A 22,075-nucleotide genomic window follows, 5' to 3' on the forward strand; every position below is an offset into this window, starting at 1 on the left:
GGGGCGCTGGACGAAACGGTGGCCGGAGGTCATTCCGCCGCCGGCTTGTCCTGCTTCGCCGCGATCATCTCACCCAGATACTTGGGCAGCTCCACGCCGGCCATCTCGGCAATCTCGTGCAGAGGGGGCAGGCTCTTGATCAGGCCGGACAGGAAGTTCGCGGTCGTGGTGGAACCGTCGGCCGACGTGCCGGAGTCCCAGACGGTGACCTTGTCGATCTTGAGGTTCTTGATCGCCTCCACCTGCTTGCCGACGATGTCGTGCAGCTTTTCGATGAGCAGCAGGGTGGCGACGGACTTGGCGTCGCCTCGGCAGCCTTCCAACAGTTTGAGGTAGCCGGCGGCCTTGCTTTCCAGCACCTGCCGGAGACCCTTCGCCTCGGCCTCGTACTTGAGCAGGATCGCGTCGGCCTCGCCCTTGGCCAGGCGGCGGGCCCGCTCGGCGGCGGCTTCCGCGGCGATCTCAATCTTCCGCTTCTCGATCTCCTGCCGGACCACTTCCTCGGCCACCAGGCGTTCCTGCTCGGCCAGGTATTGCGCCTTGTTGATCTGCACCTGGGCGGCCAGCCGGGCCAGCTCTCCGCGCTGTCGGGCTTCGGCCTGGCGCACCGCCAGTTCGGCTTCGGCGGCGGCGATATCGGCCTGGGCCTTGTTCTCACCGGCGATAGCCTCGGCTTCGCGCTCACGGACGTAAATGCGCCGATCGGCTTCGGCCTGCTTCTTGCCCTTGTCGGCGGAGGCCTTGTTCTCCGCCAGTTTGATCTCCTTCTCCCGCTCGGCCTCCGCCTCGCCGACGGCGGCCAGCGTTTCCTGCTGCTGGACGAAGATGCGGCGACCGGCCTCGGCCTGCTTCTTGCCCTTGTCGGAGGCGGCCACATTTTCGGCGACCTTGATCTCCTTTTCCATGGTGGCCTGGGCGTGGCCGATGGAGCCGTGCCGGTCCTGTTCCGCCACGTCGATGCGGGCCTGGTTGATGGCTTCGGCGGCGGCCTTTTTACCGATACTTTCGATGTAGTCGCTCTCGTCGGTGATGTCGGTGATGTTGACGTTGATCAGGTAGAGGCCGATCTTGTTCAGCTCGGGCGACACGTTCTTTCGGATCGCCTCCAGGAAGCTCTCCCGGTCTTGATTGATCTGCTCGATGGTCAGAGAGGCCACGGTGAGGCGGAGCTGGCCGAAGATGATCTCTTTGGCCATTTCCTCGATATCGCCCCGGTCCAGGTTCAGCAGGCGCTCGGCGGCGTTTTGCATCACCCCGGGCTCCGTGCTGATGCCCACGGTGAAGGTGCTGGGCACGTTGATGCGGATGTTCTGCAGCGACAGGGCCCGCTGCAGCGGGATCCCGATGGTCATGGGCGTCAGGCTCATGTAGGCGTAGTCCTGGATGAGCGGCCAGACGAAGACACCGCCGCCGTGGATGCAGCGCGCCGTCTGCCCCTCGCCCACCTTGCCGTACACCACGAGGATCTTGTCCGACGGGCACCGCTTGTAGCGCGACGCGATCAGCAGCACCGTGAACAGGAAGACGAACGCAAAACCGACGATGGTTAAAAACCATTCCATGATGCCTTCTCCTCTATGTCAATCATTCTTGAATGCGCTCCACCACCAGGCCGTCGCCCTGGGTCCAGACCACGCGGATTCGCTCGCCCGTCCGGATCTCCTGGCCGTCCTGCGCGGTCGCATCGAATTCCCGCAGGTGATCCTGCACCTTCACCTGGACCTGCCCCGTGCCCCCGGCGGGGATGGTGAGGTACACCGTGCCCTCGCAACCCACGGCATTGTCCATGCGCAACGTGCCGCTGGACTGCAGGCGGCCCAGGGCGCCGAACACCCGGGCGATGAGCCACATGGTAATCATGCCCGCGACCGAGGCCCCGGCCAGGGCGACGAGCAACCCCCAGCTGGTTTGCCGGGACAATGCCAGGCCCACCAGCCCGAACATGAGCAGGAATGCCGTCAGACCGTGGATGGTGAACAGCTTGAATCCGGCGTCGGCGCTCTCGTGATGGTGACCGTCGGCGTGGGCGTCGCCGCCATGAAGATCACCGCCGTGGTCCGCCGCCAGGTCCGGGCCGGAGTCGGCCCCGTCATGCCCGCCGATCCCCAGCACCAGGAGGACCAGGCGGCACAGGAGCATCACTCCGCCCACCGCCGCGCAGGTCAGGAAGATGATCTCAAAGCTGGATAGGCCGTGCATGTAGGCTTCCATCGTCTATCCGCACTCCGTGCCGAGGATCGAGTCGCCTGTTCTCTGAGGATTTGTTTTCACTCTAGGTCCGTTTATAGCATCTGTCAACGCTCATTCGGACCGGACGGTCCGGTCGATCAGGCCGCACACCCCGGCGAACAGCCGCTGGATCGCACGGATCCCGTCGCACAATGCCGCATCGGCCGACAGGCGGTCCAGCTGTTTATCCAGACGAACCCGCCCCGCCGGCCGTCCCGGGGTTGTGGCTGCCAAGGACCGGAGCAACCCCACGGCCGCCACCAGCTGAGTTTGCAGCAGTGGCATGGTGGCGGCCTGCGTCTCGTCCACCCGACGGATCAGCTCATCCAGGTTGTTGGCGGCCGCCATCAGCAGGGCGCGGCGGTGGACAAGCAGCGCGTGCTGATGGCGGAGCTCGAACAACCGCCGGTCCAACGCGGCCCCGAACTCTCCGGCGGCGGTGGTGCGCACCGCCTCGCCCGCTGCCAGCGCACCATCGAGCTCCTCCTGACATCCGTCGCACGCCCGGCAATGGGCTTCGAGCTGGTGCCTCTCCTCCCTCAGCCGATCCCGATCCGTCGTCAATGCTTCGTGCGCGTGAATGAGTGCAGCGCCCAACCGGCGAAACTCCAGCAGAGCCCGTCCCGCGGTATGCACGGGACGTCCCTCGCGGGGCAGACCCAGCAACGGATCCCACCCCTCCGCGGGGATTTCAGTCCGGCGGAGCGCCTCCATGAGCCCGGTCAGCCGGTCCAGACTGGCGCCCACGGGATCACGGCCCGCAGCGTCCAGGAGCCGGGGAACGGCATCGGCCAACTCCGCCAGTCGCGCCAGGATGTCCACGGCAAAGCGTCGCGCCGAGGCCTCGTCGGCCGGATCCAGCGTGCGCATCCGGTCGGCGATCCGCCGGGCCGCCTCCACCGGCGAATCGTTCTTTGCGGGCGAATCCGCGCCCTCGGCATCGGCCCGGCCGGGTTGACGGTCGGGATCCCTGGCAGGCACCGTTCATTCACTCCGTTGGGGGGGATTGTCGCCGTCGTTCACAGCGGCCGCCGCCAGGGCGGCTACGAGCACGGGTTCCTCCCCCCGCAGCACCGTACGCGGATCCACCCAGATGCGGTCCGCACTTGTCCGGACGAGGATCGGCGGATCCCAGCTTCGCAAACGCCGCTCGCAGCCGCTGACCCGATCAGCCGGCAGGTGCACACAGAGGCACGGCCCGTGGATCGCCTGCCCTGGCGTGGAGCCGCCGCCGATGAGGGACTCACCGTCGGCGACCGTCACCGCCCCGGCCAGGGCCGGTGCCGCCCGCACCAGCCGACGCCGCAGGCTGAGGCAGCGCCGGCGCAGCGTCGCGGTGTCGGCGGTGATCATGGCCCAGTGCGGCAATCCGGCTCCCGGATCGTTCCGGAAATAGAGCTTCAGCGTCTCGGCCAGGAGGTAGAGGGTGACCTTGTCCAGACGCAGCGCGCGCATGAGGGGGTGGCGTCGGATGCGGCCCACCAGATCCGCGCGGCCGCAAATCAGCCCGGCCTGCGGCCCCCCCATCAACTTGTCGCCGCTGAAGCACACCAGCGGCACCCCCAGGGCCAGCAGCGGCGCGACCACCGGTTCGCCCGTCGCGGGCATCCCCGGCTGGGGGAACAGATAGCCGCTGCCGGCATCCATCACCAGGGGCACGCCGCTGCGGTTCGACAGTTCGAGCAGCTCGGTGGTCGCCGGTGTCTCGGCAAATCCGACGATCTCGAAGTTGCTCCGGTGCACCTGCAGGATGAGCCGCGTCTCTCCGCCGAGCGCAGCCGCATAGTCTGCGGCGCGCGTCCGGTTGGTGGTGCCCACTTCCCGCAGGCGGGCGCCGCTCAGGGCCATGATCTCGGGGATGCGGAACGACCCGCCGATCTCGACTAACTCGCCCCGGGAGACCAGCACGTCACCCCCCTCGGCCAGCGCGGCGAGGATCAGCAGCAACGCGCCGGCGTTGTTGTTGACTGCGGTGGCGTCTTCGCACGGCAGCAGTTCGCGGCACAGACGGGCCACCGCCGTGTCGCGGTGGCCGCGCGCGCCGACGACCAGGTCGTACTCCAAGTCCGCATAGCCGCCCAGCGCGTCCGGCAAGCCCGCCAGCACGCCCGCCGACAGGGGCGCGCGCCCCAGGTTGGTGTGAATGATGACGCCGGTGGCGTTGATCACGCGACGGATCCCCAGCCCCGCCAGGTGCCGGCGCTTCCCTTCAACCTGGCGCAGAACCAGCTCCACCAACTCCTCCCGGGAAGTCTGTTCCGGCAGCTGCCCGGTAACGATGGCCCGCCGCAACTCCGCCAGCGCCGCCGTGAGCCAGCCGGTGACCGTTTCCCGGCGATATTCCGCGAGCAGGCGACCGATTTCCGGGAGCTGCACGAGACGGCCGACCGCCGGAAGCAGCGACAGCAAGGCGTTTTCGCTCATCAGATACCCTCGGCGTGCCGGAATGGATGACGCCCCAATTGTAGCACAGGCAGCGAGACGGACGCGCGGCGCTGCATGCCGGCGACACCACTTGCCTCCGCCTCCAGATCTGTTGTACGCGCTAGCAGGAATCTCTTGATTTGGCTCGACTGTTCGTCTATTCTGCAACTGTCACCGCAGGAGAAGGACCATTACTCTCACGCCATACATCTTCTTTGGTTTAGCTCCACTGCACAGCTCATCCCCTCTCACCGTCTTTCTGGCGGCTCTTGCCGCCGGGATCCTGTTCTGGACCACCGTCTCCGGACGCTACGAAGGGGACCGGCTGGAGCGGTCACTGCGGCTGCCGATCGGATCCCGCTATCTGCACGTCCATCACTGGCTCTATTGCTCGGTGTTGCTGGTCCTGCTCCACCTCGTGGGTCTTTCCAACCCTCCCACCTGTGGGTTCCTCATCGGAGCGGTGCTGCAGGGGCTGACGTACCGTGACTGGTCTCTGCTGTGGTACGAGAAGAGCCAGGCCAGCCTCATCTACGCCAAATGGCGTTCCGGCCGTTTGACGGTCCGCAGGATCGACGCATGATCCGGCGACCGCTCCGCCGCTTTGCGGCCACAATACTGCTGCTCTGGCTGGGCGCCGTGACCGGTCGGGCCGCGAATCCGGATCCTGCCCTGCCACCTGATACACCCATTGACCGGGCGTTCCGGCATTTATACAACTTCGACTTCGCCGGCAGCCTGGCCGTTCTCCACGATGCCGAGCGAACCCAGCCCGACAATCCCCTGGTGCACTCGGTGCGGGCCGGAACCTACCTGTTCATGGAGATGGACCGGCTCAAGATCCTGGAAACCCGCTTTTTCCTGAACGACGACAACCTGGTGGACGGGACCGGCAAACTGGAACCCGACCCGGCCGTCCGGAACAAACTGTTCGCCACCCTGGAACGATGCCGCCAGGTCGCCGGCCAACGGCTGCAGGCGGACCCGGACGACGTGGACGCTCTCTTCGCCATGTGCATGGCCGCCGGCGTCGAAACCGATTACGCGGCGTTGGTGGAACGGCGCACCTGGCGGAGCCTGCGGCTGGCGCCCACCATGCTGGTGCACGCAAAACAGCTGCTGGCGCGGACACCTCCTTTCTACGACGCCTACCTCAACTTCGGCTCGCTGGAATATGTGGTGGGCGACCTCCCCTTCTTCATCCGCTGGTTCATCCGCTACGACGGGGTCAAGGGGAGCAAACAGCGGGGAATCGAGCAGCTGAAGCTGACCGCCAGCCAGGGTCGTTACTATGGTCCCTACGCCCGGATCCTGCTTGCGGTGGTCTATCTGAGGGAGAATCGACCGGACGAATCCATCCGGCTGCTGGAGGGACTGAGTCGGGAGTTTCCCGGCAACCACCTGTTCCGCGACGAGCTGACGCGCATCCGCCAGCAGGTCGAGAAGCGCCGAAACAAATAATTGCGAGGGAACATCCGGGTGAGGAACGACCGGCTGCCGGAACGTTCGCCCCGGCAGCCGGCGGCCCCGGCCGGCGCCGGGTTTACTTTTTCTGCTCCACGGTGAACGCGGGCGTGGCCGGAACATTCGGGGCCTTCACCGCGTTGTCCTGCTGCAGCGGCATCAGGCCGGCGCTTGCCGGCACCCGGCAACCCATGATGGCGCGCTTCACGATTTCCTTCTTCAGGAGCTGGATGGCGAACGCCGGATCGATCCCCTTGGGGCAGGCCTCGGAGCAGGCACCGGCAAAGTGGCAGCGGAAGATGCCGAACTTGTTGTCGATCTCCTTCAACCGCTCGGCAAAGCCCTCGTCGCGGGTGTCGTAGACGTATCGCAGCGCCTGGCCCAGCGGCTGCGGCCCCGGGAATTCCTGCAGCGACGCCACCGTCGGACACGCCGACATGCACAACCCGCACTTCAGGCAATAGGAGAACTGAAGGTACCGGACCAGTTCCTCCTCGGTCTGGTGGAATTCGCCGGCGATGGCCTCCGGCGGCGTCCCGGTGCGAATGATGTACGGCCTGAGCCGGGTGTGCGCGTCGATCATCCGGCTCTGGTCGGTGACCAGGTCCTTGACGATGGGATAGTTGGGCAGCGGCCGGATCTCGATCACATCGGCATGCAGCTTCAGAACCTGAGTCTGGCAGGCCAGCAGCGGCTTACCGTGAATGAACATGCCACAGGAGCCGCACACGCCCATCCGGCAAGCCGCGCGCCATGACAGGGTATGATCCAGGTTGGCCTTGATCCAGATCAGCGCGTCGAGGATGGTCATCCCGGACGGGACCGGTACCTTGTAATCGACCAGCCGGCCGTCTTCGCCCCAGGTGCCGGAGCTGTCCCAGCGGTAGATCCGGAGGATCACATCCTGCACGGCCTTGGTGACGTCGATGACCTTGTTGGGATCGCTGCACATGCTCAACCTCCCAGGGGCGGATTCAGGTGACCGGCCAGGACCGTGTACACCCCGTACACGGCGGCGGCGATGCCGATGATGAGGATGACCACGCCCACCACCTGTTTGGCTTTGGCGGAAAACTTGAGCTCGCAGATCATGGACCGGAGCCCGTACAGCCCGTGGAACAGGCCGAACACCACCAGCAGGAGATAGACGGCGGTCATGGACACGGACTGCATCCGGGGCAGCACGGCGTGCTGAAAATTCAGCGACCCCACCAGGTGGCCGTCCGATTGCCAAGCGGCCTGGGGAATGAAACCCAGCCAGGTCAGGATGGAATCAAAATGCTGGATGACCGTGTGAATGCCCAGCAGCAGGATGAGGGCCAAGCCCGAGATCAGATGCCAGAACCAGAGTCGTGATTCTTTCATGGCGCCCTCCTACAACACCCGGATCAGGTTGAAGAAGTCGGCCGTCCCCACGACCGCCAGCACGAACACCACGGCCAGGATCGCGTAGAAGAATACCCGGTTGCGGTCCAGGCAGGTCTGATAGGGATAGACGTTTTTGATCGGGTGCCCGAGGCCGAGGCCGAATTCCGCCCAGACCAGGCGGAAGCCATTGCAGGCGTGGATGATGATCGCAAGAAAGAGGAAGTATTCGCCGATGTGCAGGGGTCGCACCGCATCCATGGCGCCGGCCCAGGCCGCCTCGCCGGCGTTTTTCTGGGCCGTCACATAGAGGTGGATCAGCAGGTACAGGATGATTCCCAGCCCGGTGATCCGCTGCAGGGTGTACGCGTATCGCTGGAGGCTATACCGCCCGGCATAGACCCAGCCCCTGATCCCCAGATCGTTGTCCTTTGCTGCCATGGTGGCCTCCTAGTATTTCCGCTCCACCGGTTTCCAATGGGTGATGGTGACCGGGATGTAATCCAGGCGCATGCCATCGCCGTCCTGGTAAACCATGGTGTGCTTCAGGAAGTTCTCATCATCCCGCGTCGCGAAGTCGCGCCGGGCGTGACCGCCCCGCGACTCCTGGCGCGCCAGCGCGCCGAGCACGGCGGCTTCGGCGCAGATCAGCAGGTACTCCATCTCCAGGGCTGTCAGAAGGTCGGTGTTGTAGACACGCTGCTTGTCGGCGATGCCTGACCGGGCGAAGCGGGCCTTGAGTTCGGCGATGCCCTCCTTGGCTTTCTGGATCGACTCGCCGGTCCGGAACACCCCCATGTTGAGATCCATGAGGTTTCGCAGGTCGTCCCGGATGGCGTACAGGTTCTCCTCGCCGCCGCGGCCGAGCAGGTCGACGAACACTCGCTTTTCTTCTTCGGCCACCCTGGCTTGGCTCAGTTCCGCAAAGGACGCTTCCTTGGCGCAGAAGGCCGCGGCTAGCGCCCCGGTGATCTTGCCCCAAACCAGGCACTCGGCCGTGGAGTTGGAGCCCAGGCGGTTGGCACCATGCATGCTCACGCAGGCGGCCTCGCCCGCCGACCAGATGCCGGGCGTCGGTGTGGCGCCGTCGATGTCGGTGTGAATGCCGCCCATGGAGTAATGCGCCACCGGCCGGATGGGGATGGGCGCGTCGGTCGGGTCGACGCCGATGAACTTCATGCAGATCTCGCGGATCAGCGGCAGGCGGTCCTTGATCCGTTCGGCCCCGAGATGGCGCAGGTCCAGGTGGATAAAGTCCAGGCCGCGAGGGCCCTGGTAGCCCTTGCCGGCCTCCAGTTCCTTGATGATGGAGCGTGATACCAGGTCGCGCGGCGCCAGTTCCATTTTCTCGGGCGCGTACCGTTTCAGGAACCGCTCACCCTCGCTGTTCACCAGATAGCCGCCCTCGCCCCGGCAGGCCTCGGTCATCAGGATGCCTGACGGAATCAGGCCGGTTGGATGGAACTGGAGAAACTCCATGTCCTTCAGGGGCAGGCCGGCCTTGAACGCCAGCGCCATGCCGTCTCCGGTGACGGTGTGGGCGTACGTGGTGAATCCAAACATCCGCCCCGTGCCGCCGGTGGCGATGATGAGCGCTTTGCCTTGAAAGGCCAGCAGCTCGCCGGTGGTCATGCTAATTGCCGTCAGACCGGCGAATCGTCCGTCCGCAGTCTGGATCGAGGTGACGAACGTCTCGTCATACCGGCTGAAATTGTTGTACTTCAGCAGCGTATCATAAAGGGTCTGCATCTCGAAGAAACCGGTCTTGTCCGCCGCGTAAACCGCCCGGTTGAAGGAGTGCCCACCGAACGGCCGCTGGGCGATCCGGCCATCGGGGCGCCGGGACCACGGAATGCCCCACTTGTCCAGCAGCTGGATTTCGGCCGGCATCATTTCCACGAATCGAAAGACCGCATCCTGGTCGGCCAGAAAGTCTGAGCCTTTGACCGTATCCCACGCGTGCAGCTCCAGGGAGTCCCCCTCCTCCGGCCGGAGCACGGCGGCGGTACCACCTTCGGCGGCCACGGAGTGGGAACGCATCAACTGCACCTTGGAGATCAGGCCGATGTTCAACCGTCCCTGGCTGACGATGGACGCCTCCAGCGCCGCTCGCAGCCCGGCCAGGCCCGAACCCAAGATCAGTAGATCGTGACGAATGGTTCTAGCCATCGCGCGCCTTCCTTGTTGAGATTTCCTCGAATCTTAAGTGGAACGGCAACGACAAGTCAAGGCCTTCTCGTCAGTGCTCATCGAAAAAACAGGTGCACACCGGATGGTGAGCGGCTATAATCGGGCCACACGGTTCTGGCTGGACACTGAGGGACCATCCGACGCTATGCCGACCCTGGACGAAGAATTGGCGGAACTCGAAAAGCGGATCCGCCAGCTGAAAATCGAGTACGACATCTTCCTCATCGGCGGGAAGAAGACCCCGCCTCGTAATCTCCAAAGCTCGGTGGACACGATGATCCAGCGCCTGCTCGACGAGAAGCGGTTCGCGTTCGCGCAGAAATTCAAGTTCCAGACCCTGGTCGCCCGTTACAGCAGCTACCGTGAGCTTTGGCGGAAGAAGGGCCAGGAACGCGAGGAGAAGGGCATCCTGCGCAGCGAGGAAGAACTGCAGGCCATGATCGAGCATGGGCTCACCCGACCGCTGGAAACCGCCCCGCCCGATAAATTCGTGCTCGTCACCGACAACCCCGCCGCCGATCCCCAGCAACTCCAGGCCATGTTCGATTTTCTGAACGACGCTCATCGCCGGGTCGGCGACAATCCGCCGAACATGGACTTTGACAAATTCCGAAAGCTGATCGAAACCCGGACCGAGGAGATCCGAAAAAAATACAAGTGCCGTTACGTGGAGTTCTCCGTGTCTGTGGACAGCAACGAGAACAAGGTGAAGTTTGCAGCCAAACTGAAAAAATAGGGCGACACCAGCGAAAAGGGTTGCAACCCGATCGTCCCATACGGTATCAATATAAGCTTCGACGCAATCGCTTTTGTGCTAACATGCTTTTGTAATTTTTGAGAAAAAAGGTTGAGGGTATCTCCATGAAGAAGTTTGCGCTGGGTTTCACACTTTTAGCTGCGCTCGGTGCCGCCGTGGCAGCCCAGGGTGGACCATTTTCCGGCAACGCCGAGGTCTACCTCCAGCTCACCCCGGCGACGCCCGCCATCAACAGCACGTTCGAGGTGGACCTGTATGTGGACTTGACCGGGATCACCGGCTCGGGATCCACGCCGGCGGCGCTGGGCGGATTCGCCATCCCGGTCGCCTTTGACAACTCCCGGCTGACTTTGATATCTGTCGAGGCAGGCACCAGCGGTGCCTTCACGGCCGGCGACCTGGTTTTCACCGACCTGCCCCGCGCCAACGCCCGCGGATTCGTCACTGTGGTAAACACGCAGACGGCTTCGGGCACGCCCACCGGCATTGTCCACGTGGCCACGCTGACCTTCCAGACGGGTCCCCAGGGGGGCCGGGTTCATTTCAACGTCAACTCCGCCCGCACCATCCACGAGGGATCGCTGGCCTCGACCTACACCGCCGCCAACGGCGGGCCGGATGAGATTCCTTACGACGATGAAACCGCCCTGGCCACCATCGCGACCGGGGGCGTCTCCTACAGCATCTACTATCCAGTTTTCATCTCCGGCGACGCCGACTTCATGGGCGTCACCGTGGTCAACGAGGGCGTCGCCACGGAAAACCTGAACTTCCGGGCTTACAATCCCGCCGGCCAGCTCATCACCCAAGCCGGCATGACCAACCCCAACGTGAGCGACAACCCCCTGGCTCCGCTTCAGCAGTATGTCCGCATGAGTCACAACCTTTTCGGCAGCTCCGGCGCGCTGGACATTGAACATGGCTGGATCGAGGTGACCGCCAACGAACACAACCTGAGCGGCTTCTTCCTGATCGGCCACATTGAGGGCGCTGACATCACCCAGATGGATGGCGCCGAAGTGGGTCACCAGGTCGCCTCCCGAGTGATCTTCCCGGTCCTGGGCAAGGACGCCGCCCGCGACACCGACCTGTACGCGATTAATCCCGGCACGACCGCCGCCGCCGGCAACCTGCTGATGAAAGACAACCTCGGCAATACCGTCCAAACCATTCCCGTCAACATCCCGGCGCACGGTGTGTACGAGGGCACTTTTACCGCGAACACCCTGGACCGCTACTTCGACCTCACCCTGACCTCCGGCGAGGTGTTCGGTTTCCAGCTGTTCGGCAACGCCAACGCCCTGGCCGGACTCAACGCCCAGGCAGCGGCGGACACGACGGCTAACATCCTGTACGACGCCCACTTCGCCTCCGGCAACTACGGGATCCGCTATTTCACGGAAATCAATGTGATCAACGCCTCCGCCCAGGTGGCCAACCTCACCCTCCACCTGATCAATGACGCGGGCAGCGAGATCGTCACTCCCGTCGCCCGCACCCTCAATCCCGGCGCCCAGCTCCGTGTGATGGGGCACACCCTGTTCGGGTTGCCCGATCCGCTGACCGCCGCGGATGGCGTGAGCGGATCGGTCATGATCGAGAGTGATCAGGGTGTGGTTGGATCCATCACCTTCGGTGATGCTCAGAACGGCCTTTTCCTGGCCAGCCTGCCGCTGCTGTCCACTTCGGCCGCCAAGCGCGAAATCTATCTGGACCACGTGGCGATCGGTCTGATCGGTACGGTCAACTACTGGACGGGCATCGCGCTGGTCAATCCCAGCCGGACTCGCACCGCCTCCATCAACCTCCAGCTTTACGATCAGAACGGCAACCTGACGGCTCAAACGGCCACGCCGGTCGAGCTGGCTCCCGGTCAGCGCACGTCGCGCATGCTCCCTAGCTTCTTCCCGGGATTCAGCGGCAACCAGTTCGGCGGCTTCGTCCGGCTGACTTCGGATGTCGAGGTGTTCTCCTTCATGCTCTTCGGCGATGTCAGCCTGAACTTTCTTGCGGCGGTGCCGGTTCGGTAAACCGTTCGCGTGACGCACTGAAAACCCCCAAACCCCCTGGGTTCGCCCAGGGGGTTCGTATTATCCGGCAGGCGACATGCAATCCAATCGGGAGCGGGCGATCTTCCGACGCAAGCAGGCAGACGACTGCCTGGTGGGCGTGGTCTACCCGGCCGCCTACGCGGTGGGGATGAGCAACCTCGGCTTCCAATGGGTGCTTCGGCAGCTGGACGCCACTCCGGGATTCTTCGGCGAACGGTTTTTCTACGCGCCCGGCACCGCGGCTCCCCGGTCGCTGGAAAGTCGACGACGCCCGGGCGACTGTCACATGCTGGCGTTTTCCGTGTCGTTCGAAACTGATTATCTCGCCGTGCTGCAATTCCTAGCGGCTGCCGGGTTGCCGCTCCAGTCCGCCCGGCGGGACCGGCGGCACCCGCTCGTGGTGGCGGGCGGCGCCGCGCTGCAGGTGAATCCGGAGCCGTTGGCGCCGTTCGTGGACCTCGTCGTGGTGGGCGAGGCGGAGACCGCCTGGACTGAGCTGCTGGCGGTGTATCGTGACAGCGCCGATCGTCACGAGATGCTGTCCCGGCTCGCCGGGCGACCGGGATTTTATGTCCCCTCGTGGTGGGAGATCCGCTATGGCGACGACGGGGCGATCGTGCAGCAAGAGCGAACCGCCGGAGCACCGGCCGGCGCCGAGCCCGTGGTCCGCCTGCCGGTGCTCACCGCCGATGATCTGGCTGTCCTGGAACCGCCGTTCACCAACCTGCTGAGCACCGGCAGCGAGTTCGCCCGGACCCTGCTGGTGGAGGTCGCCCGCGGCTGCCCCACCGGCTGCCGGTACTGCTGGGCCGGTTACCGGTATCGGCCGGTGCGGCCCTTCGCCGAAAGCCGGATCCTCGCGCTCGCCGATGCCGCCCGCGGCCACACGGACAAAATCGGCCTTGTCTCGACGGCCGTCGGCCAGTATCCCGCTCTGGCCCGCCTGATGGGCGACCTGCGCAGCCGGGGATTTCACATCGGCCTCTCCTCGATGCGACTGAGGGATCTCACTCCGGAGCTGCTGCGCATCCTCGCCGAGGGCGGGGAGGACACGGTCACCCTGGCGCCCGAAACGGGCACCGATTCCATGCGCGCCCGACTCAACAAGCCGTTCACCAACGAACAGCTCCTGGATGGCTGTCGCACGGCCCGGGCTGCGGGGATCCGCCGCGTCCGCCTCTATTTCATGACCGGACTACCCGGTGAGGAGCCGGCCGACGCCGATGCGGCCGCCACGCTTGCCGAAGCGGCCGGCCGGGCCCTGACCGGCCGCACCGGGGATGGACGGTTGCCGGTGACGGTGTCGCTCTCCCCGTTTGTGCCCAAGCCCAACACCCCCTTTCAATATGCGGCGATGCCTCCCCTCTCCGAGCTGCGGGCGACACTGCGCCGATATGCCGCCGCGTTGCGCCGTCGCGGGATCAACGCACAGATCGGTTCCGCCCGCGATGCGCATCTGCAGTGGCGCCTCGCCACCGGCAGCCGGGTGACGGGGCAACAGCTGCTGGCGGTGGCGGAAGGCACGGCCGATCCCGCCGATCTGATCGCTGAACACAGCGCCGTCGCGGCGCGCCCATACGTCGCCACGCCGGGCCGCCGCCCGCCGTGGGCGGTGACCACATGGGGTTTGTCGGAAGACCATCTCGTCGAAGAATGGCGCCGGTTCCGGTCGGGCGACCCTACCCCCCCTTGCCCCAGCCTCCCCGGGTGCGCGCGGTGCGGTATATGCGGCAGCTCGGCTCCGTCACCCGACGCACCCCAGAAGCCCCCTGCTCCTGAATCCACCCGTTGAGCACCCGCCGTTCCAACATCTCCGTTACCCACAGGCACCGTTCCGCAATTCCCCGGTACACCGTTCACGCTGACAGACCCCTTTATGGCAGCCCCAGGTGCTTGTGGAGCTGGATCTGGAGTCGAACCGGCAGGCGGTCGTCCAGGATCCAGCGGGCCAGGTCCGCCGGCGGAAGCCCGGGGGTGACGGGCGCAAACAGCACGTCCACACCGGCCGGCAACGGATGGGCTGTGAGATATGTCCGCGCCCACTCGTAATCCGCGCGGTCGGTCAGCACAAACTTCAGTTGGTCCGGCGGCCGCAGCTGGTCCAGGTTCTCCACCCGCATCCTGTGGGCCATGCCGGACCCGGGCGTCTTGACGTCCATGATCCGGACAACGCGGCCGTCCACGACATCCAGCGGCAACGACCCGTTGGTCTCCAGCAATACCCGGCGGCCATCGGCCAGCAGTCGGCGGCACAGCTCGGGCACGCCGGCTTGAAGCAGCGGCTCGCCGCCAGTGATCTCCACCAGCGGGCAGCCGAAGGCGGCAACCGCTGCGACCACGTCATCCACGGACATCGCCCGGCCGCCCGCCCGCGCAGCGAGCGTATCGCAGTAGCGGCAGTCCAGGTTGCAGCCGGCGAGACGGACGAAGGAGCAGGGACACCCGGCGAATGTGGATTCCCCCTGGATGCTGAAGAAGATTTCCGCGACAGCCAGCTTCACACAACCTCCTTGGCCGGCAGGTCGGATAAAAAAGGCCTGCGTGATGCAGGCCGTTTATCTGGCGGAGAGGGGGGGATTCGAACCCCCGGTACCCCTTGACGGAGTACAACTGCTTAGCAGGCAGCCCTGTTCAGCCACTCCAGCACCTCTCCTCGAAAGATCGCTCTCGGGCTCCCCCTTATAGCACAACCCCCGGGGCGCTTCAACCGAAAACACGGCCGGACACGGCTGCCGTTGCGACACACTCGTCACGGCTCTGCGGCGAAGCCGGCCGGCGGCTCGATGATCTCGTGGCGGTTGTTCCGGCGGGCGGGGGTGAAGCCCGCGTCGCGGACGAGGCGGCGGAGCTCCGCTTCGTTGGTGCGGTTGACGGTGCCGGTGGCGGCCACGACGTTCTCCTCCAGCATCACCGAACCGATGTCGTTGGCTCCGAACGCCAGCGCCACCTGGGCGATCTTCAGTCCCTGCGTCACCCACGACGACTGCACCGACAGGAAGTTGTCCAGGTAGATCCGGCTCAGGGCGAGAAAGCGCAGATACTCGACGGCAGTCGCCTCCGGCCCGCCTTCGTCCCCCAGATCCGTCCGGGCGCTCTGGAATGTCCACGGAATGAACGCGACGAACCCGCCGGTCCGATCCTGTAACTGCCGCAACGATTCCAGATGGTTCATGCGACTGGCCAGATTCTCTCCGCAGCCGAACATCATGGTGGCAGTGGTGCGGAGCCCCAGCCCGTGGGCGGTCTCCATGACGAGCAGCCACTCGGCGGCGGTGCACTTGCGCGGACTGATGCGGCCGCGCATGGTGTCGTCGAGAATTTCGGCGCCGCCTCCCGGCAGGGAGCCCAAACCGGCGGCCATGAGCCGGCGCAGACACTCCTTCAGGGTGATGCCCGAGACGGCCGCGATGTGGACGATCTCCGGCGGGGAAAAGCAGTGCAGGTCGATGGCGTAGCGCTCGCGGATGCCGCGCAGCAGCCGTTCAAAGAAACGGATGTCGAGACCGGGATGCAGACCGCCTTGCATGAGGATGCCCGTCCCGCCCACGGCGAGCGTCTCCTCGATTTTTCGGTAGACGGCCGCCGGCTCCAGGACGTAGGCATCGGCTGCGTCGGGGTCGCGGTAAAACGCGCAAAACCGGCATTTCGAGGAGCAGACGTTGGTGTAGTTGATGTTCCGGTCCACCACGTAGGTGACGGGCCGGTCGCCCTGCAGCCGCCGGCGTGTTTGGTCGGCCAGGTAACCCAGCTCGTGAAGGGATGCGCCTTCCGCCAGCCGAATGGCGGCGGCGCGTCCAAGCCGCTCGCCGCGCTCGATGCCGGCGAACACTTCAGCCAGCATGGGCCATCTCCAGGTCGGGATCGGTCGCCACCAGGCCGTCCTCCCGGCAGAGTTGCAGGAACTGCCGGACCGAATCCAGCTCGGGCTCACCCAGGTGATAGGACAGGTTTTCGCCCAGATAGCGGCGCAGTTCTTCCACCGGCCGGTCGAGCCGTGTGCTGAACTCGGCGGCGATCTCGTCGAGCCGGCGCAACCCCTCGGTTTTGCTTGTTGTCAGGAAGCGGGCCAACTCCGGGTGGCAGATCTCCCGACGCACCGCCCAGACGGCGAAAACGAAGGAGCGACCGGTGAAGCCGCGCCACAGGGTGGCCAAGTCGTATACTTCGACTCCGGCCGTAGCGTCCGTCAGGGCCTGGTCGCCAATGATCAGCGCCGCCTCGCGCCGGCCGAGCGCCGCAGGGCGCATTTCACGGACCTCCATGACGGGCATCGTCGCCAGCTGCCGCTTCAGCAGGACTTGCAGCAGCGCCACCGACGTGCGGGAGTGGGGGCTCAGCCAGATCCGCTCGATCTCCTGCAGCGGCGATCGGCTGGCCAGCACGACGCTGCGCACCGGTCCCGGCGAGGCGATGGCGATGCCCGGCAGGACGACGAGGTCCGGGATACGCACGCACTCCACCACCGGCAGCAGACCGCCGTCCGATTCGCCCCGCCGCACGGCGTCAGCGCAGCGAGCCGGCTCCTGGAAGCTGACACTCAGCCAGGGCGGAAGCGCCCCGTGGCGCAATCCGTAGACGAGCGGCGCCGCATTGAGGAACGACACGGCTGACAGGCGGGTCTGGGGGGAATTGGGCATCGGATGACCGTCCGCGCGGAATCCAGTCCGCATTGTAGCCCCGCCTCCACCCCAAAGGCAAACGCCAACTATTTTCGAACACCGGCCGACTCATCCGTTATTAATTAATGAATGCCGATTCGACCTGGAGTCACGATGCCCCCCAACCCGTCGCCTGCGGCCCCTGCGGTGGCACCGCGCAATCTCCTGCTCCTGCATGCCCTGCCCGGTGCCGGGCCGCGCAAGCTGATCGAGCTGGTCCAGCGGGCGCCCTTTCTGCTGGCGGAACCGGTGGATAAGAACTTCTGGCTGTTCGTCCAGCGGGAATCGGGCATCGCCGTCACCCGCGCCGAGCAACACGCGCTGGAGCACCGCACGGATGGCATTCTGGACCGCGTCGCCCGCGGCGAGTTCGACCTGCTTCATTGGTTCGCGGCGGGCTACCCGGAATTGCTCCGCCACATCTACGATCCCCCGCTGGCGCTGTTCGTGCGGGGCGACCCCGCGCTTCTGAATGGCGACTGTCTGGCCGTGGTGGGCGCCCGACACGCGTCGGACTACGGCGTGGCGGTGGCGCAGGAATTTGCTTGCCGGCTTGCCGGCACCTGTCTGGTGATCGTCAGCGGCCTGGCCCTGGGCATCGATTCCGCCGCCCACCTGGGTGCACTGCGGGCGGCGGGCGGCACCGTCGCCGTGCTCGGCTGCGGGATTGACATCATCTATCCCAAGCAGTCCGCCGCACTGCACCGGCGGATCCTGGAGCACGGGTGCCTCGTCAGCGAGTTCCCGCCCGGGCTGTACCCCGCGCCGCAGAATTTCCCCATCCGCAACCGCATCATCAGCGGCCTGGCTCTGGGCACCCTGATTGTCGAGGCAACGCAGCGCAGCGGTTCGCTCATCACCGCCCGCCTGGCGCTGGAGCACGGCCGGGAGTTGTTTGCCGTACCGGGTCCCGTGCATAGCCCCCTGAGCGTGGGCCCCAACTACCTGATCAAACAAGGAGCCAAGCTGGTGCAGCTATGGCCGGACGTCCTCGACGAATTGCCCCGGCCGGTGCGGGAGCGTATCCGTCCGGCCGCCGGCGACCCGACGGCGGCGGAGCGCCCCCTTGGCGGCGGCACGGAAAATCTCCGTTTGACAAACGACGAAGAGGCGGTATATAAACACGTGCTTTTTGACCGGAAGGTCCACCTGGATGACCTGTTGCACCGCACGGGTCTATCCATGGGGAAACTGGGAGCCGCCCTGCTGCAACTCCAGTTCAACAACCTGATCCAGGAACTTCCCGGGCAGTATTATCTCCGGAATGTGAGGTAGCGCTTGAAACCCAAGTCCCTTGTCATAGTCGAATCCCCCGCCAAGGCCCGGACCATCGAACGGTACCTCGGTGGCGAGTACACCGTCCTCGCCTCCGTGGGCCACATCAAGGACCTGCCCAAGAAGCGGCTCGGCGTCGACCCCGCCCACGGTTTTAAAACCGACTATGAGATCATCCCGGGCAAGGAAATGATCGTTAAAAACCTTCGCAAGGCCGCGGACAAAGCCGACGTGATCTACCTTGCCGCGGACCCTGACCGCGAGGGGGAGGCGATCTGCCAGCACATTTTCGAGGAGATCAAGGCGGCCAACGACAAGGTCTTTCGGGTCATGTTCAACGAAATCACCCGCGACGCCATCCGCCAGGCGTTCCAGTCGCCGGGCCGGATTGACGAAAACCTGGTCAAGTCGCAGAACACTCGGCGCATCCTCGACCGGCTGGTCGGCTACAAGATCAGCCCGCTCCTGTGGCGGAAGGTGCGGCGGGGGCTGTCGGCAGGCCGCGTCCAGACAGTCGCCCTGCGCCTCATCGTGGATCGCGAGCGCGAGATCGGCGCATTCCAGAAAGAAGAATACTGGGTGTTCACCGCCCAGCTGGAAGCCGCCCTGCCGCCGCCGTTCCGCGCCAAGGCCATCAAGCTGGACGGACAGAAGTTTGTCGTGCGCACCGCCGACGAGGCCCGCACGCTCCGCGGCGAACTGGAGGCGGGCACCTTCGTTGTCGAGTCGGTCCGTGCCACCACCCGCAAGCAACACCCGCAGCCGCCGTTCACCACCAGCAAGCTGCAGCAGGAGGCCAACCGCCGTTTCAAGCTTCCGGCGGCCAAGACCATGCAGATCGCTCAGCGGCTCTACGAGGGGATCGACCTCGGCGACGGCAGCGTGGGCCTCATCACTTACATGCGCACGGATTCCACCCGCGTCGCTCCGTCGGCGCTGGAAATGATCCGGTCCTACATCCAGGACACCTACGGCAACGAGTACCTTCCTGAGAAGCCCCGGAGCTTTTCCAAGGCCGACCTGGCGCAGGATGCCCACGAGGCGATCCGGCCCACCGACATTGCCCGCACCCCGGCCTCCGTGCGCGCCCACCTAAAGGCGGACGAATACAAGATCTACACCCTGATCTGGCAGCGCTGCGTGGCCTCGCAGATGGAACCGGCTCTCTTCCGCCACACCGACATCAAGATCGCCGCCGGCCGCTGCCTCTTCCAGGCCACCGGCGACGTGCCGCAGTTCGCCGGTTTCCTGAAGGTCTACCAGGAGTCGGCCGACGAGGACGTCGCGGAGTCCGACCCGGCCAACCCCAACCTGCCGCCGGTGGAAGCGGGCCAGGAGCTGCGCCTGCAGCAGCTCCAGACCGAGCAGCAGTTCACCCAGCCGCCTCCCCGCTATTCCGAAGCCACACTCATCAAGGCTTTGGAGGAGAAGGGCATCGGACGGCCCAGCACCTACGCCCAGATTGTGACGGTGATTCAAAACCGCCAATACGTGATCAAGGAGGAAGGACGATTCCGGTCCACCGAGACGGGCGAGATCGTCATCGACCTGCTGACTCGCAGCTTCCCCGACCTGTTCGACTACAACTACACGGCCACCATGGAGCAGAGCCTTGACCTCATCGAGGAGGGGAAGCAGAACTGGCTCGTGGAGCTGCAGCGGTTCTACCGCGCCTTCGACGGCACCCTGCAGAAGGCCGAGGCCGAGATGTCCGATCTGAAGCGGGAGAAGATCCCCACCGACGAGCGCTGTCCCAACTGCGGCGCCGGCATGGTGATCCGCTGGGGTCGGTTCGGCAAGTTCATGGCTTGCGAACGCTACCCGGAATGCCGCACCAGCAAACCGGTCACCAACGACAACGGCAACGGCGACGCGGCCACCGCCCCGACCGCCAAGGCGCCGGCCCGGGTGCTGGACGAGCAGTGCCCCGACTGCGGCAAACACCTGGTGGAGCGATCCGGCCGGTTCGGCAAGTTCATTGCCTGCAGCGGCTACCCGAAATGCCACTTCAAGAAGAAGCCCGGCATCAACATGCCGTGTCCCCAGCCCGGTTGCAGCGGCGAGATCGTCATGCTCAAGAACAAGCGGGGACGCATCTTCTACGGCTGCTCCAAGTACCCCGCCTGCACCTTCACCAGCTGGCAGCGGCCGGTCCCCCGGAGTTGTCCCGCCTGCGGCAACGCCTACATGGTGCAGAAGCAGACGAAGAAGGACGGCTCCTTCCTGGAATGCCCCAAGCCCGAGTGCCGGCACCGGCTCCCGGGCGAGGCCAACGGGTCAGACGCGCCGTCCGACGGCAACTCCTGAGGGCATCCGCCTTGTCAGCCGGCGTGGATCCATGATATAACGGGGCTGACAATCCGGCGGGATCCACCCTCTCACGCATGAGCACGGACGTAATTGCACTGGTTACTTGGGCATTGCTGGCCGCCACGCTGGCTGCGCTGGCGCTGTATTCCGTCATCGAGAACGTGCTGTCGCGCCTCACCCGCGTGGACATCAAGCTGCTCATGGACCGACGCAAGGGGCTGGGCGAGGATCGATTCGTCACCCAGCTGCACCGGGGAAAGTACCGCGTCCAGATTCCCCTGCAGCTTTTCGTCCAGTCCATCCGCGTCGCCACCGGACTGTTCATTCTGATCCTGTTGAACCTGCACCGAGTGCCGTACGCCGCGCCGCTGGCACTGCTGGCGACGGTCATCGTGCTGTTCTTCCTCTCCCACTGGCTGCCGTGGGCTATCACCGGCACGGAGCCGGAGCGTGCCCTGCTGATCCTGCTGCCCTTCCTGCGACCGGTGCTTTTCATCGGCATCCCGCTCACCTATCCCATCATCCTCCTGGCGGCCCGGCGGCACGCCGCCTCGGCCGACAACGAGGCGGGCGAGGACGAGATCACCGACGAGGAGGTCCAGGCCTTCCTGGACGTCGGCGAAGAGGAGGGCATCTTTGAGCAGGAGGAAAGCCGGATCATCCAGCAGGTCGTCGAACTGGGCGACACGATCGCCCGCGAGATCATGGTTCCACGCACCGAGATCGTCGCCATCCCCGTCGGCGCCACGCAGGAGGAGCTGCGGGCGCTGATCGTCAAGTCGCGTCACAGCCGGATTCCGGTCTATGAGGGCACCATCGACGCCATTGTCGGCGTGATCTATGTCCGACACCTGCTGGCCAGTTACTCAGCCGGCGAACCGGGCGCCTCGTTCAAGGGCCTGATTCGCCCCGCCCTCTTCGTGCCGGAAACAAAGCGGGTGGCCGAGCTGCTCCGTGAGATGCAGGCCAAAGGCGAACAGATGTGCATCGTGGTGGACGAATACGGAGGCGTGGCGGGGCTGGTCACCCTCGAGGACATCCTGGAGGAGATCGTCGGCGAGATCCGGGACGAGGACCAACCGGTGGAGGTGGACATCCATCCCGACGGGGACGGAGCCTATACCATGTACGGCGACACCGACCTGTGGGACGTCCAGGAAACCTTGGGTGTGGACCTGGAGGAGGAGGGGTACAATACCATCGCCGGCCTCATCATCAAGGAACTCGGCCGTCTGCCGAAGCCCGACGAGATACTGCGGGTCGACGGCCTGGAGATCCAGGTGCTCGAAGTCGACAGCCGCAAAATCCACCGCGTCCGTGTCCACACGCTCGATGCCGACCGCTAGCCACCA

General features: G+C 65.3%; 19 protein-coding genes and 1 tRNA gene. 8 read left to right on the forward strand and 12 right to left on the reverse strand.

What is annotated here, in order from left to right; genetic code table 11:
• Positions 1 to 29: 29 nt before the first annotated feature.
• The 4 genes from GX414_09490 to GX414_09505 form a co-directional block, all read right to left on the reverse strand.
• Positions 30 to 1,562: a flotillin family protein gene (locus GX414_09490; GenBank protein ID NLI47327.1), complete on the reverse strand. Its 1,533-nt coding sequence runs from the start codon at positions 1,560 to 1,562 to the stop codon at positions 30 to 32.
• A gap of 22 nt (positions 1,563 to 1,584) precedes the next feature.
• Positions 1,585 to 2,211 carry a hypothetical protein gene (locus tag GX414_09495; protein NLI47328.1) on the reverse strand — a complete coding sequence of 209 codons (627 nt, stop codon included), beginning with the start codon at positions 2,209 to 2,211 and terminating at the stop codon, positions 1,585 to 1,587.
• A 90-nt stretch (positions 2,212 to 2,301) separates the two neighbouring features.
• Complete coding sequence (locus GX414_09500) at positions 2,302 to 3,210, reverse strand: hypothetical protein (GenBank protein NLI47329.1); 909 nt, start codon at positions 3,208 to 3,210, stop codon at positions 2,302 to 2,304.
• Between the two features lie 3 nt (positions 3,211 to 3,213).
• Positions 3,214 to 4,653 (reverse strand): L-seryl-tRNA(Sec) selenium transferase, encoded by a 1,440-nt coding sequence (locus GX414_09505; protein NLI47330.1) that lies wholly within the window; start codon positions 4,651 to 4,653, stop codon positions 3,214 to 3,216.
• A 394-nt stretch (positions 4,654 to 5,047) separates the two neighbouring features.
• Between GX414_09505 and GX414_09510 the strand changes: the two genes are divergently transcribed.
• Positions 5,048 to 5,236, forward strand: coding sequence for a hypothetical protein (locus GX414_09510; protein ID NLI47331.1), 189 nt, complete (start codon positions 5,048 to 5,050; stop codon positions 5,234 to 5,236).
• Complete coding sequence (locus GX414_09515; GenBank protein NLI47332.1) at positions 5,233 to 6,114, forward strand: hypothetical protein; 882 nt, start codon at positions 5,233 to 5,235, stop codon at positions 6,112 to 6,114. The genes GX414_09510 and GX414_09515 overlap by 4 nt, the downstream gene beginning before the upstream one ends.
• Before the next feature lie 82 nt (positions 6,115 to 6,196).
• On the opposite strand, the gene sdhB is transcribed toward GX414_09515, so the two are convergent.
• The 4 genes from sdhB to GX414_09535 are packed head-to-tail and all read right to left on the reverse strand — an operon-like array spanning position 6,197 to position 9,651.
• Positions 6,197 to 7,069 carry a succinate dehydrogenase iron-sulfur subunit gene (gene sdhB, locus GX414_09520; GenBank protein NLI47333.1) on the reverse strand — a complete coding sequence of 291 codons (873 nt, stop codon included), beginning with the start codon at positions 7,067 to 7,069 and terminating at the stop codon, positions 6,197 to 6,199.
• Positions 7,070 to 7,071: 2 nt separating this feature from the next.
• A complete protein-coding gene (locus GX414_09525; GenBank protein NLI47334.1) occupies positions 7,072 to 7,482 on the reverse strand; it encodes a hypothetical protein in 411 nt (136 codons plus the stop codon).
• 9 nt (positions 7,483 to 7,491) lie between these two features.
• Entirely contained in the window at positions 7,492 to 7,923 is a 432-nt protein-coding gene (locus tag GX414_09530) for a hypothetical protein (protein NLI47335.1), read from the reverse strand.
• Positions 7,924 to 7,932: 9 nt separating this feature from the next.
• Complete coding sequence (locus GX414_09535) at positions 7,933 to 9,651, reverse strand: succinate dehydrogenase/fumarate reductase flavoprotein subunit (GenBank protein ID NLI47336.1); 1,719 nt, start codon at positions 9,649 to 9,651, stop codon at positions 7,933 to 7,935.
• A gap of 103 nt (positions 9,652 to 9,754) precedes the next feature.
• Here GX414_09535 and GX414_09540 point away from each other — a divergent pair, with 103 nt between their 5' ends.
• The 3 genes from GX414_09540 (at position 9,755) to GX414_09550 (ending at position 14,272) form a co-directional block, all read left to right on the forward strand.
• On the forward strand, positions 9,755 to 10,408 hold the full coding sequence (locus GX414_09540) for a hypothetical protein (GenBank protein NLI47337.1): 654 nt from the start codon (positions 9,755 to 9,757) through the stop codon (positions 10,406 to 10,408).
• A 125-nt stretch (positions 10,409 to 10,533) separates the two neighbouring features.
• Positions 10,534 to 12,459, forward strand: coding sequence for a hypothetical protein (locus GX414_09545; protein NLI47338.1), 1,926 nt, complete (start codon positions 10,534 to 10,536; stop codon positions 12,457 to 12,459).
• Between the two features lie 76 nt (positions 12,460 to 12,535).
• A complete protein-coding gene (locus GX414_09550) occupies positions 12,536 to 14,272 on the forward strand; it encodes a radical SAM protein (protein NLI47339.1) in 1,737 nt (578 codons plus the stop codon).
• 82 nt (positions 14,273 to 14,354) lie between these two features.
• Here the strand turns inward: GX414_09550 and GX414_09555 are convergent, their stop codons facing one another.
• From GX414_09555 to GX414_09570, 4 genes are all read right to left on the reverse strand, one after another.
• Positions 14,355 to 14,981: a radical SAM protein gene (locus GX414_09555; GenBank protein NLI47340.1), complete on the reverse strand. Its 627-nt coding sequence runs from the start codon at positions 14,979 to 14,981 to the stop codon at positions 14,355 to 14,357.
• Between the two features lie 59 nt (positions 14,982 to 15,040).
• Positions 15,041 to 15,133, reverse strand: a tRNA-Ser gene (locus tag GX414_09560).
• A gap of 96 nt (positions 15,134 to 15,229) precedes the next feature.
• A complete protein-coding gene (gene mqnC, locus GX414_09565; GenBank protein NLI47341.1) occupies positions 15,230 to 16,321 on the reverse strand; it encodes a dehypoxanthine futalosine cyclase in 1,092 nt (363 codons plus the stop codon).
• Positions 16,311 to 17,117: a menaquinone biosynthesis protein gene (locus GX414_09570; GenBank protein ID NLI47342.1), complete on the reverse strand. Its 807-nt coding sequence runs from the start codon at positions 17,115 to 17,117 to the stop codon at positions 16,311 to 16,313. Before GX414_09570 ends, mqnC begins: the two co-directional genes overlap by 11 nt.
• 135 nt (positions 17,118 to 17,252) lie before the next feature.
• Here GX414_09570 and dprA point away from each other — a divergent pair, with 135 nt between their 5' ends.
• The 3 genes from dprA (at position 17,253) to GX414_09585 (ending at position 22,069) form a co-directional block, all read left to right on the forward strand.
• Positions 17,253 to 18,413: a DNA-protecting protein DprA gene (gene dprA / locus GX414_09575; protein ID NLI47343.1), complete on the forward strand. Its 1,161-nt coding sequence runs from the start codon at positions 17,253 to 17,255 to the stop codon at positions 18,411 to 18,413.
• A gap of 3 nt (positions 18,414 to 18,416) precedes the next feature.
• Complete coding sequence (gene topA / locus GX414_09580) at positions 18,417 to 20,720, forward strand: type I DNA topoisomerase (GenBank protein ID NLI47344.1); 2,304 nt, start codon at positions 18,417 to 18,419, stop codon at positions 20,718 to 20,720.
• A gap of 77 nt (positions 20,721 to 20,797) precedes the next feature.
• Positions 20,798 to 22,069: an HlyC/CorC family transporter gene (locus GX414_09585; protein ID NLI47345.1), complete on the forward strand. Its 1,272-nt coding sequence runs from the start codon at positions 20,798 to 20,800 to the stop codon at positions 22,067 to 22,069.
• The last annotated feature ends 6 nt before the right edge of the window (positions 22,070 to 22,075 follow it).

The organism is Acidobacteriota bacterium, from assembly GCA_012517875.1.
Taxonomy (GTDB): Bacteria; Acidobacteriota; JAAYUB01; order JAAYUB01; family JAAYUB01; genus JAAYUB01.

Coding starts and splice junctions, on each gene's coding strand:
- GX414_09515 (NLI47332.1), top strand. CDS start 5,233: ATGATCCGGCGACCGCTCCGCCGCTTTGCGGCCACAATACTGCTGCTC.
- GX414_09585 (NLI47345.1), top strand. CDS start 20,798: ATGAGCACGGACGTAATTGCACTGGTTACTTGGGCATTGCTGGCCGCC.
- GX414_09525 (NLI47334.1), bottom strand. CDS start 7,482: ATGAAAGAATCACGACTCTGGTTCTGGCATCTGATCTCGGGCTTGGCC.
- GX414_09540 (NLI47337.1), top strand. CDS start 9,755: ATGGTGAGCGGCTATAATCGGGCCACACGGTTCTGGCTGGACACTGAG.
- mqnC (NLI47341.1), bottom strand. CDS start 16,321: ATGCTGGCTGAAGTGTTCGCCGGCATCGAGCGCGGCGAGCGGCTTGGA.
- GX414_09495 (NLI47328.1), bottom strand. CDS start 2,211: ATGGAAGCCTACATGCACGGCCTATCCAGCTTTGAGATCATCTTCCTG.
- GX414_09535 (NLI47336.1), bottom strand. CDS start 9,651: ATGGCTAGAACCATTCGTCACGATCTACTGATCTTGGGTTCGGGCCTG.
- GX414_09505 (NLI47330.1), bottom strand. CDS start 4,653: ATGAGCGAAAACGCCTTGCTGTCGCTGCTTCCGGCGGTCGGCCGTCTC.
- GX414_09570 (NLI47342.1), bottom strand. CDS start 17,117: ATGCCCAATTCCCCCCAGACCCGCCTGTCAGCCGTGTCGTTCCTCAAT.
- GX414_09545 (NLI47338.1), top strand. CDS start 10,534: ATGAAGAAGTTTGCGCTGGGTTTCACACTTTTAGCTGCGCTCGGTGCC.
- GX414_09530 (NLI47335.1), bottom strand. CDS start 7,923: ATGGCAGCAAAGGACAACGATCTGGGGATCAGGGGCTGGGTCTATGCC.
- GX414_09490 (NLI47327.1), bottom strand. CDS start 1,562: ATGGAATGGTTTTTAACCATCGTCGGTTTTGCGTTCGTCTTCCTGTTC.
- dprA (NLI47343.1), top strand. CDS start 17,253: ATGCCCCCCAACCCGTCGCCTGCGGCCCCTGCGGTGGCACCGCGCAAT.
- GX414_09550 (NLI47339.1), top strand. CDS start 12,536: ATGCAATCCAATCGGGAGCGGGCGATCTTCCGACGCAAGCAGGCAGAC.
- sdhB (NLI47333.1), bottom strand. CDS start 7,069: ATGTGCAGCGATCCCAACAAGGTCATCGACGTCACCAAGGCCGTGCAG.